The following is a 15,746-nucleotide window of genomic DNA, read 5'->3' on the forward strand; positions in this document are numbered from 1 at the left end:
GCGGCTTTATCGTGTTCTTGGCATCTCATATCTGCCCTAACCAGTCAGTTCGGCTAGCTCAGTTGGTTCTTAACCATTGGTCCGACTTTGCCAAAATCCATTTGACCGGTGTATTTGGATTTGAGCGCACCCATGATTTTGCCCATATCACGAATAGAACTGGCACCTGTGTCCGCAACAGCGGCTTCGATAGCAGCTACAATTTCCGCGTCACTCAGTTGCTTTGGCAGGAAATCTTCGATGACCGTAATTTCCGAAAGCTCGCGCTCGGCCAGATCAAGACGCCCACCTTCTTCGTAGGTCCGCGCACTTTCCTGACGCTGTTTGACCATTTTGGACAAAATGGACAGCACCTCAGCGTCACCAACGCCCTCTTCAGCTCCATCGCCGCGCGCAGCAATGTCACGGTCCTTGATCGCAGCAATGATCAGCCGCAGCGTCGAAAGCCGATCAGCGGCTCGATCACGCATCGCCTGTTTCATCGCAGAATTGATTTCGTCTCGCAGTGTCATTCGGTTCGCCAATTGCTAATAATCACAAGGCTCGGACCATATATAATGCGGCATCGCGTGGCAACCTTGTGTCAATTCAGCTAAGATACTGTTTTTCAACAATATCTGAATTTACCCCATCCCTTGACGCTGCGCGCGTGCCGACATAGTTTCCCGACAATTTGCCAGCCAGAGAGTCGCACCATGCCCCACGAGACGAAAACTACCCCGACCGCCTGCCTTGCCCTTGCAGATGGCACCTTGTTTTATGGACGTGGATTTGGTGCCACCGGCGAGACTGTGGCAGAGCTTTGTTTTAACACAGCGATGACCGGATATCAGGAAATCATGACCGATCCGTCCTATGCGGGCCAGATTGTGACCTTTACCTTCCCCCACATCGGCAACACGGGCGTCACGCCAGAAGATGACGAAACAGCCGATCCAGCCGCCGCAGGCATGGTGGTTAAATGGGATCCGACCGAGCCCTCGAACTGGCGCTCGACCGACACACTGTCAAACTGGCTCGCGTCGCGCGGACGCATCGCGATTGGCGGCATTGATACCCGCAGTCTGACGCGCGCCATTCGTCAGCAAGGCGCGCCACACGCCGCCTTGGCCCATAACCCGGATGGAATTTTTGACACGGATGCCCTGATCGCCAAAGCACGTGGGTTCTCGGGCCTCGAGGGGCTTGATCTTGCCAAGACCGTGACCTGTGCACAGTCATATCGCTGGGATGAAATGCGCTGGGCGTGGCCCGAGGGCTATAGCCGTCAAGAAGCCCCAAAGCACAAAGTTGTGGCAATTGATTACGGTGCAAAACGCAACATCCTGCGCTGCTTGGCGTCTGCTGGCTGTGATGTCACGGTATTGCCTGCCTCTGCCACCGCCGACGACATCCTAGCCCATAACCCCGATGGTGTCTTTTTGTCCAACGGCCCCGGTGATCCTGCGGCGACCGGTGCGTATGCCGTGCCAATGATCAAAGATATTCTCAAAACAGATCTGCCGGTGTTTGGCATTTGTCTTGGGCATCAGATGCTGGCCTTGGCGCTTGGCGCAAAAACCGTCAAGATGAACCACGGCCACCACGGCGCAAACCACCCTGTTAAGGATCTGGAAACCAACAAGGTTGAGATCACATCCATGAACCACGGGTTTGCAGTCGATGCACAATCGTTGCCGGAGGGCATCGCGGAAACACATCGCTCTTTGTTTGATGGGTCAAATTGTGGGATTCGCATGACGGACCGCCCAGTGTATTCGGTCCAACATCACCCCGAAGCAAGCCCCGGACCGCAGGACAGCTTCTATCTGTTTGAGAAATTTGCGGCCTACATGGCAGAGCGCAAAGCTTAACGCGTTGAAAAGGTGAAACCTTCACCTTTATTAATACCTTATTAACCCATCCTCGCGCACGATCTTGCTCCAAGATAAGCGAGGGCGGGGGCATGAGCGAACCAAGACTACAAATGCGCGAGGCCGCAGCGGCCCCGCACCATTTGGGGCAGATTTCTCTTGGGCGCCATCTCCTTGAAACTGACCTGATTGCCCCTTGGCAGTTGTTTTATGCTTTGGACAAGCAAAAACAATGGGATGCCCCTTTGGGGGATATCTTACTGTCAAATGGGTGGATCACTCCTGAGGACTGGCGCGACGCTCTGGCCAGACACCTGACTGCACAAAGCGTGAACCTGAGAATACAACCGCCCGACCCACGTCTGACCAATATCCTGCCCCCAGATTTATGTTTAAAATACAACATCGTACCGTGGATGTCGGTCGGAGGCTTGCTTATTCTGGTGACCGGACGCCCCGAGCACCTAGAGACCCAGAGGCCAAATCTGCCACTGGAAGTACGGCGCGCATTGATTGCAGTATCCACAGAGACGGATGTCGAAACCTGTCTGGCGACGTTGCACCGGCGCGCTCTGACCCGCCAAGCTGAGACCCGGACCGATCCCATCTATAGCTGTCGGAACTGGAATATCACCCAGTCGACACATGCCGCAAAAGTATGGGGGCTCATCGGCGCAAGCCTGATCACCTGTGCGATTTTTGCCAATTCGGTTCTTGTGCTTCTTACCCTGTGGGCATTGTTTTCCCTCTTCGCAGTTGCAACCATGAAGACGTTGGCCACTGTGGCACACAAGCGCGCTCCGCTTGCGCAGACCCAAAGTGCGCCGCGCGCACCGCTTCCACGCATATCCATTATGGTCCCGTTGTACAAAGAGACTGAGATTGCGCACGCATTAATCGCACGCCTCGCAAAACTCTCGTATCCCAAAGCGCTGCTTGATGTGCTGTTGGTTCTTGAAGAAAAGGATGACCTCACCCGCGCAACCATATCTCGTACAGCTTTGCCACGATGGCTAAGAGTCGTCGAAGTCCCCGCTGGAAGCGGGCTGACGACGAAACCACGCGCACTTAACTACGCATTGGATTTTTGCAAAGGAAACATTGTCGGCATCTGGGACGCCGAAGATGCCCCCGCACCTGCGCAACTGGAACACGTTGCCAAACATTTCGCCAGTGCTGATCCTGATGTGGCCTGCCTGCAAGGTGTACTGGACTATTACAACCCTTGGACAAACTGGTTATCACGTTGTTTTACAATAGAATATTCTACGTGGTTTCGCGTGGTGCTTCCGGGTTTGGCTCGCATGGGCTTCCCGATCCCGCTTGGGGGAACAACCCTGTTTTTGCGCCGCGACGTCATCGAGGCCGTCGGAGGATGGGACGCGCATAATGTCACTGAAGATGCCGATTTGGGGATTCGGTTGGCACGCTTTGGATATCGTACAGAGCTTCTGACGACGGTCACCCAAGAAGAGGCCAACTGTCGTCCCTTGGCTTGGGTCCGTCAGCGATCACGCTGGCTCAAGGGATACATGACCACCTATCTGGTCCATATGCGCAGCCCGCTCCGGCTTTGGTCAGAAATCGGCCCCCGTCAATTTTTGGGTGTCCAACTCATTTTTGTCGCCACCCTGTCTCAGTTCATTCTTGCGCCGTTGATCTGGATGTTCTGGGGCACACTGCTTGGGGGGGGGGCATCCTATCATAGGCTGGCTGCCACCACCTGCCATGAAACTCGTCGCTGTGGCGCTGTTGTGTATCGGCTTGATCAACGCAACGATCGCAGCAAGGGCGATCTCGGGTCAAAATCGCATCGCTCTGTTTGGCTGGATATTGACGATGCCAATCTATTTCACGCTGGCCACGCTTGCCGCTTACAAAGCTCTGTTCGAGCTAGCCTTTCGTCCGTTCTATTGGGACAAAACTGCACACGGAAAAACCACAGAAGCCACCGCGACCACCTGATCAGGAATCAGATTCCTGTTTGAGACGCGTGACAAACGCTTTGGAGATATGATCACGGAGCGCTTCGTAAGCCGCCAATTCTTGACGTGCCTCAATCGCATCGACAATTGCGGCATGTTCAACAAGCGTGTCTTCTCCGCGCCCTTCCACAGCAATTGACGTTGTCGCCATCAACGCCATAGACCGATGTACCAAGTCAAGTTGCTGAACCAGATACCGGTTGTGCGACGCAAGGTGGATTTGTTTATGAAATCGACGATTGGCCCGCGCAAGTGCGGAAGGATCATTTACCAATCGATGATCATCCGAAACCATATCCCGCAAAACACGTACCTCTTCTTCGGTGGCGTGGCGGGCCGCCAACCGTGCCGCCAACCCTTCAAGTTCGGTCCGTACAACATACAGCTCGGCCATCTGGTTGTGATCCAAGGATGACACAATCAGGCTTCGGCCGTCTCGCGCCAGCAATGACTGGGTTTCCAGACGCTGAAGCGCCTCTCGAATGGGCGTTCTCGAAACGCCGAACCGTTCGGCCAGATCGCTCTCGACAAGGCGATCGCCGGGCTTATAGACGCCGACGTCAATCGCCTCGAGAATAAGCGTGTAAGCATCTTTGTGTGGTGACCGCACCTGAGACATGATTTATCTTTCTTTCTGCACATATCGCGCTAGCGTCGAGACTATGCCTGCAGGCCCTATCTTTTCAACCCCACCATTGCACCGTGGTGCATCTCAACCAAGGTTCACCCTATGCCCAAAGACTCATTTTCTCATGTCGCGACTTGGGTGTTCGATCTGGACAACACCTTGTACCCGCCCCAAGCGCGGCTGTTTGACCAAATCGAAGTCAGGATGACCCAATATGTCATGGATGCCTTGGGCGTAGATCGTGCAAGAGCGGATCACTTGCGCCAGCATTATTGGCGTCACTACGGGACCACCTTGGCCGGATTGATGCGAGAACACGATGTAGACCCCACACCCTATCTTGTTGACGTTCACGACATTTCGTTTGATGTATTGGATCCTGATCCTGCGCTGGCGGCACAGATTGCTGCCCTGCCCGGTCGATGTATCGTCTATACCAATGGCACTGCCCCATATGCAGAACAGGTATTAGCAGCCAGAGGCCTGAATGGGCTTTTCGATGCTGTCTACGGTGTCGAACACGCCAACTTTTTACCAAAACCGGAACGCGCTGCATTCGAGACTGTGTTCGAGTTGGATGGCACCACAACACACACGGCCGCAATGTTCGAAGATGACCCGCGCAACCTAAAAGCGCCTCACGATATGGGCATGCGCACCGTACATGTGGCCGACACTGCAATTGACGCGGACCACATCCACCACCAGACATCGGACCTTGCCGGGTTTCTGGCCAAACTGCGCTAAATCACCGAACTGCGACAATCCAGACGTTTAATTCTGTATTTGGAATGTATATTTGCTCCTTAACTGGACAAAGGAGCCCTCAGATGAGTCCCACAGAAACCTCGAACGATCACGCCGAAGAACACATCAGCCCAGCAGGTCTCAAGATGGTTTTCGCTTTCTTGGCCGTGTTTATGGCCGCTTGGGGTGGGGCCATTTATGTCTTTGGCGTACCTGGCTTGTATTTGCCGGCCTTGGCGCTTGTACCGGTCGTATATCTGTTTTTGATCATCGGCGCGAAAGGATGACAATTGTGCCTCTTGGATCATCCGCCACACAGGGATAGGGTGCCGTCAGGAGGCAGACATGACCACCCTTTCAGATTATGACATACTAATTTCCGGAGGCGGCATCGCAGGCTTGACTGCTGCAGCTGCCTTTGGAAGCGCGGGTTTCACGGTTCAATGTGTTGACCCAACCCCCCCCATCACAGAGCGAGACGCCGAAGGGTCGGACCTGCGGACAACCGCATTTCTGCAACCCGCCAAAGGCTTGCTCGAAGAAGCTGGGCTTTGGGACCGGCTGGCTCCCCACGCTGCGCCGTTGCAAATCATGCGCATCGTCGACGCAGGTGGCGACATCCCCGAGCCACGCATTGTCAAAGACTTCAAAGCGGCCGATATTTCTGATCAGCCTTTTGGCTGGAACTTGCCAAACTGGTTGTTGCGGCGTGAAATGCTGGCACGATTGTCTGAGATGGATAATGTCGACCTGCGTTTGGGCACCGCGACCACATCTCTGTTCACCCGTACCGACCAAGCGCGCGTAGGCTTGAGCGACGGAACACGATCAAACGTGCGTTTGGTCATTGCAGCAGATGGCCGCAATTCCGCAATGCGTCAGGCCGCCAATATTCCGGTTCACACAACCCGATATGGCCAAAAAGCACTGGCATTTGCCGTCACGCACCCCATTCCACACGACAATGTGTCGACTGAAATTCACCGTTCAGGCGGGCCTTTCACGTTGGTGCCGCTGCCGGACTATCAGGGCAAGCCATCGTCTGCATTGGTCTGGATGGAGCGCGGCCCGCGGGCAAAACAGCTTTTTGAAATGGACGTCGCTGCCTTTGAAAAAGAAATGACCGCGCGCAGCTGTTCTTTGTATGGCCCGTTGACCCTTGCCTCGCGCCGGACGATCTGGCCCATCATCAGCCAATCCGCCGAACGCCTGTTTTCCGAGCGCCTCGCCCTTGTCGCCGAAGCGGCCCATGTTGTCCCGCCCATAGGTGCTCAGGGTCTAAACATGAGCTTGGGTGACATGCGGGTTCTGCTGAACTTGGCCAAGGCCAATCCAACCGACCTTGGGGATGCGAATATGTTGGCGACGTATCATCGCAAACGCCAGACAGAGGTCAAGCTGCGCGTTCGCGGCATTGACCTGTTGAATCGCGCATCCATGTTCGAGGCCCCCGTGTTACGAGACGCCCGCGCAGCCGGATTGAATGCGCTGTATTCTCTCGCGCCAGTGCGCAAAACCCTTATGCAAATGGGGCTTGGCGTCCGCTAAACATCTGCTGTTTCGCCAAATAAATAAATAAACGGCGTCCAAAAGGTAACCTTGGACGCCGCGTATGTCATTGATGGTTCAGCTGGCGCTCACAGCACTTTGTCCAGCGTCGCTTGCAAACGCGCCAGAGTTGCTTCAACCGCATAGAGCTTGTCCAGCCCGAAAAGGCCCAACCGGAAGGTCATAAACCCGTCGGGTTCATCGCAAGCCAATGGCACACCGGCTGCAATCTGCATGCCTTCTGCCGCAAATTTACTGCCGTTCTGAACATTTGGGTCTGTGGTGTAACTGACAACCACACCCGGTGCGCCGAACCCGTCTTCGGCCACAGATTTGATGCCCTTTTCCGCCAACATACCGCGCACGCCACTTCCCAACGCCCACTGAGCTTCGCGCAGGCGTTCAAAGCCATACTCTTTGGTCTCAAGCATCGTATCACGGAAAGCGCGCAAGGCATCTGTTGGCATCGTGGCATGATATGCATGCCCGCCGTTTTCATAGGCCATCATGATGTCGTGCCACTTTTTCAGATCCAGCGCAAAGCTGTCCGAGGTTGTGTCCTGCATGCGCGCCAACGCACGCTCGGACATCATGACCAATCCGGCAGATGGCGAGGCGGACCACCCTTTTTGCGGCGCCGAGATCAAGACATCCACACCTGTCGCTTGCATGTCGACCCAGACACAGCCGGACGCAATGCAATCCAGCACCATCAACGCCCCTACATCATGCGCGGCACGGGCCATTTGCGTAACGTAATCATCGGGCAAGATCACCCCAGCCGATGTCTCTACATGCGGCGCAAACACGATATCAGGTTTTTCAGCATGAATACGCGCAACCACCTCTTCAATCGGGGCTGGCGCAAACGGGGCGGTCACGCCATTTCCAGATTGCCGCGCCTTAAGCACGGTCGATTCAGCCACAAATGCGCCCGCTTCAAAAATCTGCGACCAACGATAGGAAAACCAGCCGTTGCGCACCACAAGCGTTTTGGCATCACGTCCAAATTGCCGGGCGACGGCTTCCATACCATAGGTGCCACCACCGGGAACCAACGCAACTGCGTCTGCATGATAGACCTGTTTCAGCATCGCTGAAATGTCGCGCATGACCTGTTGAAAGGTTTGCGACATGTGGTTCAACGACCGATCGGTAAATACCACCGAAAACTCATCAAGGCCCTCTGGATCTACTGCACTCGCCATTTGCGGCTCTCCTATTACATCATCTCAATACGGCTAGCGCGGATCAGAAAGGAACGCAAAGCCTAGTTTGAATGCCGTTTCAAAGTGGCCCCGGCCGGCGCTCTTCGGACAATAAGACGTTGGCCTCGACATCTCCTGCCCCCGGCAAGGTCATGATGCGTCGCCGCAAAACACGTTCAAAATCCGAAATATCCCGCGCCGTTACACGCAAACGATAATCATACATCCCTAGAACATGCTCGACGGTCTGAACCTCGGGGATCGCAGACACCGCGCGTTCAAAATCATCCAGTGACACACGCCCCTTTGCCGCCAGCTTGACCCCCAAAAAGACAGTCACCCCAAAGCCGAGTTTTTCCGCATCCAGATCAAGTTTGCGGCCCACGATAATCCCATTATCCTGAAGGCGCTTGATACGCCGCCACGTGGCTGGTTGGCTTAACCCAAACCGTCGCCCCAACGCCCCTGCTGTTTGCGTGGCGTCATTGGCCAGTGCCTTAAGAAGTTTACGGTCGATGTCATCAAGGTCGGTCATAGCGGCAAGCTTTCGTCGGACTTAATTCTCGCGACATGCATCAGCGCCTCGATGTCGGCGATATGGGGCAATGTCAAAATTTGCGCGCGATAGATGGTCTGATAATGCGGCATGTCCCGTGCGATCACTGACAGCCGCACATCGACCCGCCCAAGAAAGGTCTGGATTTCGATGACTTCGGGTATGTCGCGGGCTGCTGCAATAAATTCATCAAAGGCGCGGGTCTGTGTTTTGTCCAACGTCACGCGCAGACTCACCTCCACGGCATAACCCAGCGCGCGCCAATCAATAATTGCCTGCTGCCCCTTGAGAATGCCGCTGGCATGAAGCTTGTCAAGTCGACGCGACAATCTGGACGACGTCGTCTTAAGCAGATCCGCAAGCTCGGGAAGAGAATGCGCGGGATCGGCCTGTAGATGACGCAGTATGCGCCTATCCAGATCATCAAGCATAGTTTTATCCAAATTTCCAATTTTCGAGAATGATTATATTCAATCATCAGCAATAATTACAACAATTCAGACTCGTATCTTTTGGGTCGACGCGTATATTCCTGCTCAGACACTTATTAGAGGGAGCGCCCACATGCGCGTTTACTACGATCGCGATTGCGACATTAACCTGATCAAAGACAAAAAAGTCGCCATCTTGGGCTATGGCTCGCAAGGCCACGCACACGCGCTCAACCTGCGCGACTCTGGCGCGAAAAACCTTGTTGTGGCACTGCGCGAAGGCTCTGCCTCTGCCAAGAAAGCCGAAGGCGAAGGCCTTCAGGTTATGGGTATCGCCGAAGCGGCCGCTTGGTGTGACGTCATCATGTTCACCATGCCCGACGAACTTCAGGCAGAAACATACAAAAAATACGTGCACGACAACATCAAGCCGGGTGCCGCCATCGCGTTTGCTCACGGCCTGAACGTACACTTTGGCCTGATCGAGCCCAAAGAAGGCGTTGACGTGATCATGATGGCGCCAAAAGGCCCTGGTCACACTGTACGCGGCGAATACACCAAAGGCGGCGGCGTGCCGTGCCTTGTGGCCGTTGACCACGACGCAACCGGCAAAGCGCTGGAAATCGGTCTGTCCTACTGTTCCGCAATCGGCGGCGGTCGCTCCGGCATCATCGAAACCAACTTCCGCGAAGAGTGCGAAACCGACCTGTTCGGCGAACAAGCTGTTCTGTGCGGCGGTCTGGTTGAACTGATCCGCTGTGGTTTTGAAACTTTGGTCGAAGCTGGTTACGCACCAGAAATGGCCTATTTCGAATGCCTGCACGAAGTAAAACTGATCGTTGACCTGATCTATGAAGGCGGCATTGCCAACATGGACTATTCGATCTCGAACACAGCAGAATACGGCCAGTACGTCACCGGCCCACGCATCCTGCCATACGAAGAAACCAAAGCCCGCATGAAAGCCGTTCTGGAAGACATCCAGCAAGGCAAATTCGTGCGCGACTTTATGCTTGAAAACGCTGTTGGCCAGCCAACTTTGAAAGCTTCACGTCGTGCAAACGACGAGCACGGCATCGAAGAAACTGGCGCCAAACTGCGCGGCATGATGCCGTGGATTTCGGCTGGCAAAATGGTCGACAAAGAAAAGAACTGATCCACACGGATTTGAGTTCAAAAAGGGCGCCTTGCGGGGCGCCCTTTTTCGTTCCATGTTGCAGAAAATATGTGAGGGGTCACGATGGATAAGATTGAACAGGATAAAACCGGGATGTTCAGACCGGCTTGGTTCAGCGCCTTGTTAAAAGGTCAATTGCCGCTTGGGGAAACCTTTTGGGTCGGAAACTGGGGCACTGCGTTGTTTCACCAGCCCTTGCTGGCCTTGCTGGTGGTGCTGCCCCTTCCCTCGGCTGTTCCCGGAGTGTTGGCGGTGTTGTTGGCATGTTTTGAACTGGCGCTGGTGCGCGCAGTTCTGATTGCCAAGCCTGGCGTCCCGACACCGGTGGGCTGGCGGGTTGCTGGCGTGATCGTCACACTGGCCATTGCCGCGCTATTTGCGTCATTTGCCCGAACCCTTTTCTCATGATCCAAATATGACCTCGCCCGAAATCACCCGCAAAAGCTGGCTGATGGTTGCAGCACTTGGCCTTGTGTGGGGGTCGACGTTCATGGTCATCGAGGTCGCGCTTGAAGGTATCACACCCTTTTGGCTTGCCGCAGGGCGGATAGGTTTCGCCTCCCTGCTCATGATTGTCGTATGGGCCGCATACGGTTGGCGTCTTTTCCTTGAACAGGACAAACAGGCGTGGGGAACGCTTGCAACGATCGGAGCGTTGTCTTCGGCTGTACCGTTTATGCTTCTGAGTTGGGGGCAGCAATATGTGACATCCGGATTTGCAGGGGTCAGCATGGCCGCCGTGGCTCTTTTGGTGTTGCCTTTGGCGCATTTTATGGTGCCCGGTGAACAGCTGACGCTGCGCAAGGCCCTGGGCTTTGGCATGGGGTTTGCGGGGGTGGTAGTTCTGATCGGCGGACAGGCTTTTCAAAGCACAGGTGCATCCTTGGAAACGGCAGGTCGTTTCGCCTGTATCACGGCAGCAAGTTGTTACGCTCTGAGCTCTGTATTGGTGCGGCGTCTGCCCGCGATTGATCCGATTGGTCTCGCGACAGTTTTGCTGATCGTGGGTGCCGCAATTGTCATACCATCCGCGTGGATCATCGAGGGACCGCCGCCATTGCCGTCTGGCAAAACCTTGGCCATTCTAGCCGTATTGGGATTGCTTCCCACGGCTGCGGCAAACTTGTTACGTATATTTGTAATCAGAAGCGCAGGTCCGACATTTATGAGCCTGACAAATTACCAAGTGCCGATTTGGTCAGTCCTGCTGGGGTATGTCATTTTGGGAGAGCCATTACCAGCAAGCCTGTTGTTCGCGCTTGTCCTGATATTGGCAGGTGTTGGCCTAAGCCAGTTCGGCGCAATCAAAAGACTGTTTTTGACCTGATCTCTTTGGGAATGCCGACCCGTGGGATCGACATTCCTCTTGAAGTTTTGGTTCAGAGCGCGCTGGCCACGGCATCAACAACCGAGTCAACTGTACGCTCAAGAAGCGCTGCGTCTTCACATTCCGCCATGACCCGAACCAAGGGTTCTGTGCCGGACTTGCGAATAAGCAAGCGCCCTTTGCCAACCAGAGCCGCTTCTGCGGACGCGATCGCGGATTTGACGCCAGCCGTTTCCAGAGGCGTTTGACCCAGTTCATAGCGCACGTTTTTCAACAACTGCGGTACCGTTTCAAAGCTCTTGGTCAAATCAGACGCCGGTTTCCCCGTTTCGGCCATCGCCTCAAGGAATTGCAAACCCGCCAACAGGCCGTCGCCGGTGGTGGCATAATCCGTCATCACGATATGGCCCGATTGCTCACCGCCCAGATTGAAGCCGCCCTTGCGCATGGCTTCGACGACATAGCGGTCTCCCACAGAGGTGCGCTCGAGATTCAAACCTTTGCTGGCCAAAAAGCGCTCCAAACCCAGATTTGACATCACGGTTGCCACCAATGCGCCACCACGCAAACGATCCTGCAACGCCCACCGATGCGCCAACAACCCCATAATTTGGTCGCCATCCGCAACGTGACCCGTTTCATCAATGATCATGACGCGATCGGCATCCCCATCCAAAGAAATACCCACATCTGCGCCATGCGCGACCACCGCATCAGCGGCCGCTTGCGTATGCGTTGATCCGCACCCCGAGTTGATATTCGACCCATTGGGCGACACACCAATCGGGATCACCTCTGCACCCAGCTCCCAAAGAGCCTCTGGTGCGGTTTTATGTGCCGCGCCATTGGCGCAATCGATCACAACCTTCATGCCGCGCAATGGCACCGACGACGGCAGCGACGACTTAATTCTCTCGATATACCGGAAACGGCCCGAGTCGATACGTTTGGCGCGACCGATGTTCATCGCCTGTGCGGGCTCGACCCCCTTGATAATCAGTTCTTCAAGTTCCAATTCTGCCTGATCAGACAGCTTAAACCCATCAGGACCAAAAAACTTGATCCCGTTGTCCACCGCGGGGTTATGGCTGGCGGAAATCATCACGCCAAGATCCGCCCGCATAGAATTTGTCAGTAGCCCCACTGCGGGGGTTGGGACAGGCCCCAACAGCAACACATTCATCCCAGTCGATGTCAGCCCCGCCGTTAGTGCGTTTTCAAACATATACCCTGATCTGCGGGTGTCTTTTCCAATCACCACCCGGTGGTTGTTTTTCCCGTCATTTCGAAAATACCGACCGACAGCTGCCCCAATACGCAGCGCCATCTCGGCAGTCATGGGGTGGATATTGGCCGTGCCACGCACGCCATCCGTACCAAAAAACTTACGCCCCATTAAACTCTCCTATCGTTACTGCCTGCCATAATTGCAGGGCTTGTCGTGTGTCGTCCACATCGTGGACTCGTAATATTTGGACACCCTGTGCGACCCCTTCTAACGCGACTGCGACTGATCCGCCAACACGTCGTTCGGGGTTTGGTGCATTTCCGATGGTTTTGATAAACCCTTTGCGGGACGCTCCCAATAAAACCGGGCACCCCAAGGTATGGAACAGGCTGATGCGTGACAGCAATGCCAGATTATGCGCCAGAGTTTTCCCAAACCCAATCCCTGGGTCCACGCAAATCTGATCTTGTGGAATGCCGATGCCAACCAGCATCGCAATCTGCGATTCGAGAAAATCATACACATCCAGCAACACATCATCATATTGCGGGTTTTGCTGCATGGTCTGCGGGTCACCCTGAGCGTGCATCACACACACAGGAGCACGCAGTTCTGCACAAAGTGGCGCTAATTCAGGATCAAACGTAAAACCGGCGACGTCATTGACCAGCATAGCCCCTGCTGCAAGCGCAGCTCGCGCAACGGGCGCTTTGCGCGTATCAATGCTGATCGGGACATCAAGAGCATCCGAAATGGCACGAATGGCAGGGATTGTCCGAGAAATTTCGTCTGACACGGCCACTTCTGCCGCGCCCGGACGGGTGGATTCGCCTCCAACATCAATCAAGGTTGCCCCTTGAGAGGCCATCATACGTGCATGCGCCAGCGCCTGTTCAGGCGCATCAAAATGCCCACCGTCTGAAAAACTGTCAGGGGTGACGTTCAATATCCCCATAATTTGCGGTTTGGTCATCGGCAAATACCCAAGCGGCGCACGCCGTTTGGTCAAAGCCTCAAGGATGTGATCGGGTACTGTACTGGCCGGCACAACACTGCGCGTTCCATCCCGACGCAGGCATTCCACATGGGAAAACCAAGTCCACCCACCGGCGAGCACATAGGCGTCTTCCGGCTGCGCCGCATCCGATTGCGCAATCGCGCGATAGTAAGTTTTCATTTCAATCCATTGATCGTGAAATCGTTGTTAAACTAATGCCTAAAACGAGGTAGTTGGCAAGAACTCAGAGAGACACATCCGCCAGTTGAACACCCCGTAGAGGAATGTCACTTCGCGGCATTGTATCTGCTCCGATCAAGATGATGTCAGACGCAACCACCGTTTGGGCGAACCACAGCGCAAGTGTCACCGCATCCCGAGGATCGATGTCAGGTCCGTCAACCGCGTCCAATACGATCTTGGAAGGGGCCCAGACACAGATCTGGCCATTTTTCATGGCCCAATCCAACTCGGTACGGGTTTCGACAACCACACAGCGGGAATCTCTGGCCGCCAGCATCCATGCATTTTGCTCTATTGCCAAAAGATCAATACGGCGCTGGGTCATCTTGTGGCCTGTTTGTGGAGCGGCCAAATCATGTGGTCCGACACAGAAAATGAGCGGCGCCTCCTGTTGACCAAGCTGCGCAATCCATCCGTCGAGATTTGGCGACTCCAGCGCTTCGTTCGACAAGAACACGATACGTGGATGCGGTTTCTCTTCTTCTTGCAGTATCTCAAGCGGTGTGTCCGCACGTGCACGCACGACCTCGACACCAAGCGCACCGGGGCCGCGATCAAGTTTTTCGATCCGAACAAACGTACGCACAGCCTGTGGTTCTAACAAGATTCGATCTGCCACGCGTTCAGCAAGGGTTTCCAGAAGGTTCAGGCGCTCTGCTGCAAGTTCATGTGCAATGGCCTCGGTCACTTTGTCATAGGACAGAATTCGGTCCACATCATCCGCCACAGGCTCGGCAATCGGCTGTACCTCGACGACAACGTTAAAACTAATGCGCTGCGTGTTGCCTCGTTCGGCCTGAAAGGCCCCGATTTCAACGTCAACAATGTGATCACGCAACGAAATGCGATCCCGCATCTGCGCACCAGATGTCGCGCCCGCACGCTCTTCGGGGTGGGCAAATGCCAGACGGACTTCTTTGGACATGTTGGCCACTCCTGTGTCATGCCATGGCATTTTACGCTTTGGGCCACGCTCTATCAGGGCATCACGCGGCAAACCAGAGGCGAAACACGTCAATTCAACCAATTGAGTGTGGCGAAATTTGTGTCGTCGGGTCCATCATATCGCAATTGCCCTCACACCTCGGCGGGACAATCGCAACGGACGTTAGGACACGCTAATTTTGGGAAACACGTGTGGGTTGGCGGTAAAAATGATGCACACCGATCGTTGCTGTGCGTTTGAACTTGCGCGCCCAGCTCGGATTAACGGCCTTGGTGTGATAATGCGTGGCACCCGATGTCAATTCACGAGGGGCCCCATCAATGATCAAGCGTGCGACTTTCCCCACGCGATCATAGGCTGCGGGCTCATTGATTTTCTCGGAAACCCCATCACAGGTAAAGGTAAACTGGCACTGATACTTACGACCAGTCCCCTGCTTAATCACACCACACAGGCTACTTGGATAATAATCGTGATCAACGCGGTTCATGATAACTTCGGCGACTGCAAATTGACCTTTGACGCTTTCGCCGCGAGCTTCAAAGTACAAAGCCTCTGACAGGCATTGCCACTCGGCATCGCCTTTGATTGCCTTGGGCTGCGCATCGATCCATGCGCGACTGTACTCTACTTGAGCAGGCGTCTCGATGCGTTGCTTGGTCAACAAGGATTTGAGCTTGGTGCCAGAAAACAGAGTCTGTCCGTGACGCGCCTTTGTCGTCTTTACAACACGCTCATCAGGCGCATCGGCAATCGCCAAGCTTCCGACGACCATCAAGGTCACTGCCGCAATAAGAGTCTTACGCATTTCTAGCCTCACACTCGTTGTTTTGGCGGACCCTCCCCTGTCCGACATCCGTGGCGTCCTACAT

At 54.7% G+C, this 15,746-nt stretch carries 17 protein-coding genes; 8 read left to right on the top strand and 9 right to left on the bottom strand.

Features of this window, described 5'->3' with window-relative positions:
• Positions 1–53 precede the first annotated feature (53 nt).
• Complete coding sequence (locus FAP39_RS05585; RefSeq protein ID WP_138015403.1) at positions 54–512, bottom strand: GatB/YqeY domain-containing protein; 459 nt, start codon at positions 510–512, stop codon at positions 54–56.
• 183 nt (positions 513–695) lie between these two features.
• On the opposite strand from FAP39_RS05585, the gene carA reads away from it, so the two are divergent.
• Both carA and FAP39_RS05595 read left to right on the top strand, forming a co-directional pair.
• Positions 696–1,853, top strand: a complete 1,158-nt coding sequence (gene carA, locus FAP39_RS05590) for a glutamine-hydrolyzing carbamoyl-phosphate synthase small subunit (protein WP_138015404.1) — start codon at positions 696–698, stop codon at positions 1,851–1,853.
• Between the two features lie 92 nt (positions 1,854–1,945).
• Positions 1,946–3,841, top strand: a complete 1,896-nt coding sequence (locus FAP39_RS05595) for a glycosyltransferase family 2 protein (RefSeq protein WP_138015405.1) — start codon at positions 1,946–1,948, stop codon at positions 3,839–3,841.
• Here FAP39_RS05595 and FAP39_RS05600 read toward each other — a convergent pair.
• Positions 3,819–4,457: a GntR family transcriptional regulator gene (locus tag FAP39_RS05600; RefSeq protein WP_138015406.1), complete on the bottom strand. Its 639-nt coding sequence runs from the start codon at positions 4,455–4,457 to the stop codon at positions 3,819–3,821. The genes FAP39_RS05595 and FAP39_RS05600 overlap by 23 nt on opposite strands.
• Positions 4,458–4,568: 111 nt before the next feature.
• Here FAP39_RS05600 and FAP39_RS05605 point away from each other — a divergent pair, with 111 nt between their 5' ends.
• The 3 genes from FAP39_RS05605 to FAP39_RS05615 all read left to right on the top strand — a co-directional run bounded on the left by FAP39_RS05605 (position 4,569) and on the right by FAP39_RS05615 (position 6,761).
• Complete coding sequence (locus FAP39_RS05605; RefSeq protein WP_138015407.1) at positions 4,569–5,213, top strand: pyrimidine 5'-nucleotidase; 645 nt, start codon at positions 4,569–4,571, stop codon at positions 5,211–5,213.
• A gap of 83 nt (positions 5,214–5,296) precedes the next feature.
• Positions 5,297–5,500 carry a hypothetical protein gene (locus tag FAP39_RS05610; protein WP_138015408.1) on the top strand — a complete coding sequence of 68 codons (204 nt, stop codon included), beginning with the start codon at positions 5,297–5,299 and terminating at the stop codon, positions 5,498–5,500.
• Positions 5,501–5,558: 58 nt separating this feature from the next.
• Complete coding sequence (locus FAP39_RS05615) at positions 5,559–6,761, top strand: UbiH/UbiF family hydroxylase (protein WP_138015409.1); 1,203 nt, start codon at positions 5,559–5,561, stop codon at positions 6,759–6,761.
• Between the two features lie 89 nt (positions 6,762–6,850).
• On the opposite strand, the gene FAP39_RS05620 is transcribed toward FAP39_RS05615, so the two are convergent.
• From FAP39_RS05620 to FAP39_RS05630, 3 genes are all read right to left on the bottom strand, one after another.
• Entirely contained in the window at positions 6,851–7,969 is a 1,119-nt protein-coding gene (locus tag FAP39_RS05620) for an aminotransferase class V-fold PLP-dependent enzyme (protein WP_138015410.1), read from the bottom strand.
• Between the two features lie 79 nt (positions 7,970–8,048).
• Positions 8,049–8,504 (bottom strand): Lrp/AsnC family transcriptional regulator, encoded by a 456-nt coding sequence (locus tag FAP39_RS05625; protein WP_138015411.1) that lies wholly within the window; start codon positions 8,502–8,504, stop codon positions 8,049–8,051.
• On the bottom strand, positions 8,501–8,956 hold the full coding sequence (locus tag FAP39_RS05630) for an Lrp/AsnC family transcriptional regulator (protein WP_138015412.1): 456 nt from the start codon (positions 8,954–8,956) through the stop codon (positions 8,501–8,503). The genes FAP39_RS05625 and FAP39_RS05630 overlap by 4 nt, the downstream gene beginning before the upstream one ends.
• Positions 8,957–9,089: 133 nt before the next feature.
• Between FAP39_RS05630 and ilvC the strand changes: the two genes are divergently transcribed.
• From ilvC to FAP39_RS05645, 3 genes are all read left to right on the top strand, one after another.
• Positions 9,090–10,112: a ketol-acid reductoisomerase gene (ilvC, locus tag FAP39_RS05635; protein WP_138015413.1), complete on the top strand. Its 1,023-nt coding sequence runs from the start codon at positions 9,090–9,092 to the stop codon at positions 10,110–10,112.
• Positions 10,113–10,196: 84 nt separating this feature from the next.
• On the top strand, positions 10,197–10,541 hold the full coding sequence (locus tag FAP39_RS05640) for a hypothetical protein (RefSeq protein ID WP_138015414.1): 345 nt from the start codon (positions 10,197–10,199) through the stop codon (positions 10,539–10,541).
• A 7-nt stretch (positions 10,542–10,548) separates the two neighbouring features.
• Positions 10,549–11,460, top strand: coding sequence for a DMT family transporter (locus tag FAP39_RS05645; protein WP_138015415.1), 912 nt, complete (start codon positions 10,549–10,551; stop codon positions 11,458–11,460).
• Positions 11,461–11,512: 52 nt separating this feature from the next.
• On the opposite strand, the gene glmM is transcribed toward FAP39_RS05645, so the two are convergent.
• The 4 genes from glmM to FAP39_RS05665 form a co-directional block, all read right to left on the bottom strand.
• Positions 11,513–12,856 carry a phosphoglucosamine mutase gene (glmM, locus tag FAP39_RS05650; protein ID WP_138015416.1) on the bottom strand — a complete coding sequence of 448 codons (1,344 nt, stop codon included), beginning with the start codon at positions 12,854–12,856 and terminating at the stop codon, positions 11,513–11,515.
• Positions 12,846–13,865, bottom strand: coding sequence for a dihydropteroate synthase (gene folP / locus FAP39_RS05655; protein WP_138015417.1), 1,020 nt, complete (start codon positions 13,863–13,865; stop codon positions 12,846–12,848). Before folP ends, glmM begins: the two co-directional genes overlap by 11 nt.
• A gap of 64 nt (positions 13,866–13,929) precedes the next feature.
• Complete coding sequence (locus FAP39_RS05660) at positions 13,930–14,853, bottom strand: dihydroneopterin aldolase (protein ID WP_138015418.1); 924 nt, start codon at positions 14,851–14,853, stop codon at positions 13,930–13,932.
• 193 nt (positions 14,854–15,046) lie between these two features.
• Positions 15,047–15,682 (bottom strand): cell wall hydrolase, encoded by a 636-nt coding sequence (locus FAP39_RS05665; protein WP_171006783.1) that lies wholly within the window; start codon positions 15,680–15,682, stop codon positions 15,047–15,049.
• Positions 15,683–15,746 lie beyond the last annotated feature (64 nt).

It is taken from the genome of Shimia litoralis (assembly GCF_005518135.1).
GTDB lineage: Bacteria > Pseudomonadota > Alphaproteobacteria > Rhodobacterales > Rhodobacteraceae > Shimia_E > Shimia_E litoralis.

Coding starts and splice junctions, on each gene's coding strand:
- FAP39_RS05585 (WP_138015403.1), bottom strand. CDS start 512: ATGACACTGCGAGACGAAATCAATTCTGCGATGAAACAGGCGATGCGT.
- carA (WP_138015404.1), top strand. CDS start 696: ATGCCCCACGAGACGAAAACTACCCCGACCGCCTGCCTTGCCCTTGCA.
- FAP39_RS05595 (WP_138015405.1), top strand. CDS start 1,946: ATGAGCGAACCAAGACTACAAATGCGCGAGGCCGCAGCGGCCCCGCAC.
- FAP39_RS05600 (WP_138015406.1), bottom strand. CDS start 4,457: ATGTCTCAGGTGCGGTCACCACACAAAGATGCTTACACGCTTATTCTC.
- FAP39_RS05605 (WP_138015407.1), top strand. CDS start 4,569: ATGCCCAAAGACTCATTTTCTCATGTCGCGACTTGGGTGTTCGATCTG.
- FAP39_RS05610 (WP_138015408.1), top strand. CDS start 5,297: ATGAGTCCCACAGAAACCTCGAACGATCACGCCGAAGAACACATCAGC.
- FAP39_RS05615 (WP_138015409.1), top strand. CDS start 5,559: ATGACCACCCTTTCAGATTATGACATACTAATTTCCGGAGGCGGCATC.
- FAP39_RS05620 (WP_138015410.1), bottom strand. CDS start 7,969: ATGGCGAGTGCAGTAGATCCAGAGGGCCTTGATGAGTTTTCGGTGGTA.
- FAP39_RS05625 (WP_138015411.1), bottom strand. CDS start 8,504: ATGACCGACCTTGATGACATCGACCGTAAACTTCTTAAGGCACTGGCC.
- FAP39_RS05630 (WP_138015412.1), bottom strand. CDS start 8,956: ATGCTTGATGATCTGGATAGGCGCATACTGCGTCATCTACAGGCCGAT.
- ilvC (WP_138015413.1), top strand. CDS start 9,090: ATGCGCGTTTACTACGATCGCGATTGCGACATTAACCTGATCAAAGAC.
- FAP39_RS05640 (WP_138015414.1), top strand. CDS start 10,197: ATGGATAAGATTGAACAGGATAAAACCGGGATGTTCAGACCGGCTTGG.
- FAP39_RS05645 (WP_138015415.1), top strand. CDS start 10,549: ATGACCTCGCCCGAAATCACCCGCAAAAGCTGGCTGATGGTTGCAGCA.
- glmM (WP_138015416.1), bottom strand. CDS start 12,856: ATGGGGCGTAAGTTTTTTGGTACGGATGGCGTGCGTGGCACGGCCAAT.
- folP (WP_138015417.1), bottom strand. CDS start 13,865: ATGAAAACTTACTATCGCGCGATTGCGCAATCGGATGCGGCGCAGCCG.
- FAP39_RS05660 (WP_138015418.1), bottom strand. CDS start 14,853: ATGTCCAAAGAAGTCCGTCTGGCATTTGCCCACCCCGAAGAGCGTGCG.
- FAP39_RS05665 (WP_171006783.1), bottom strand. CDS start 15,682: ATGCGTAAGACTCTTATTGCGGCAGTGACCTTGATGGTCGTCGGAAGC.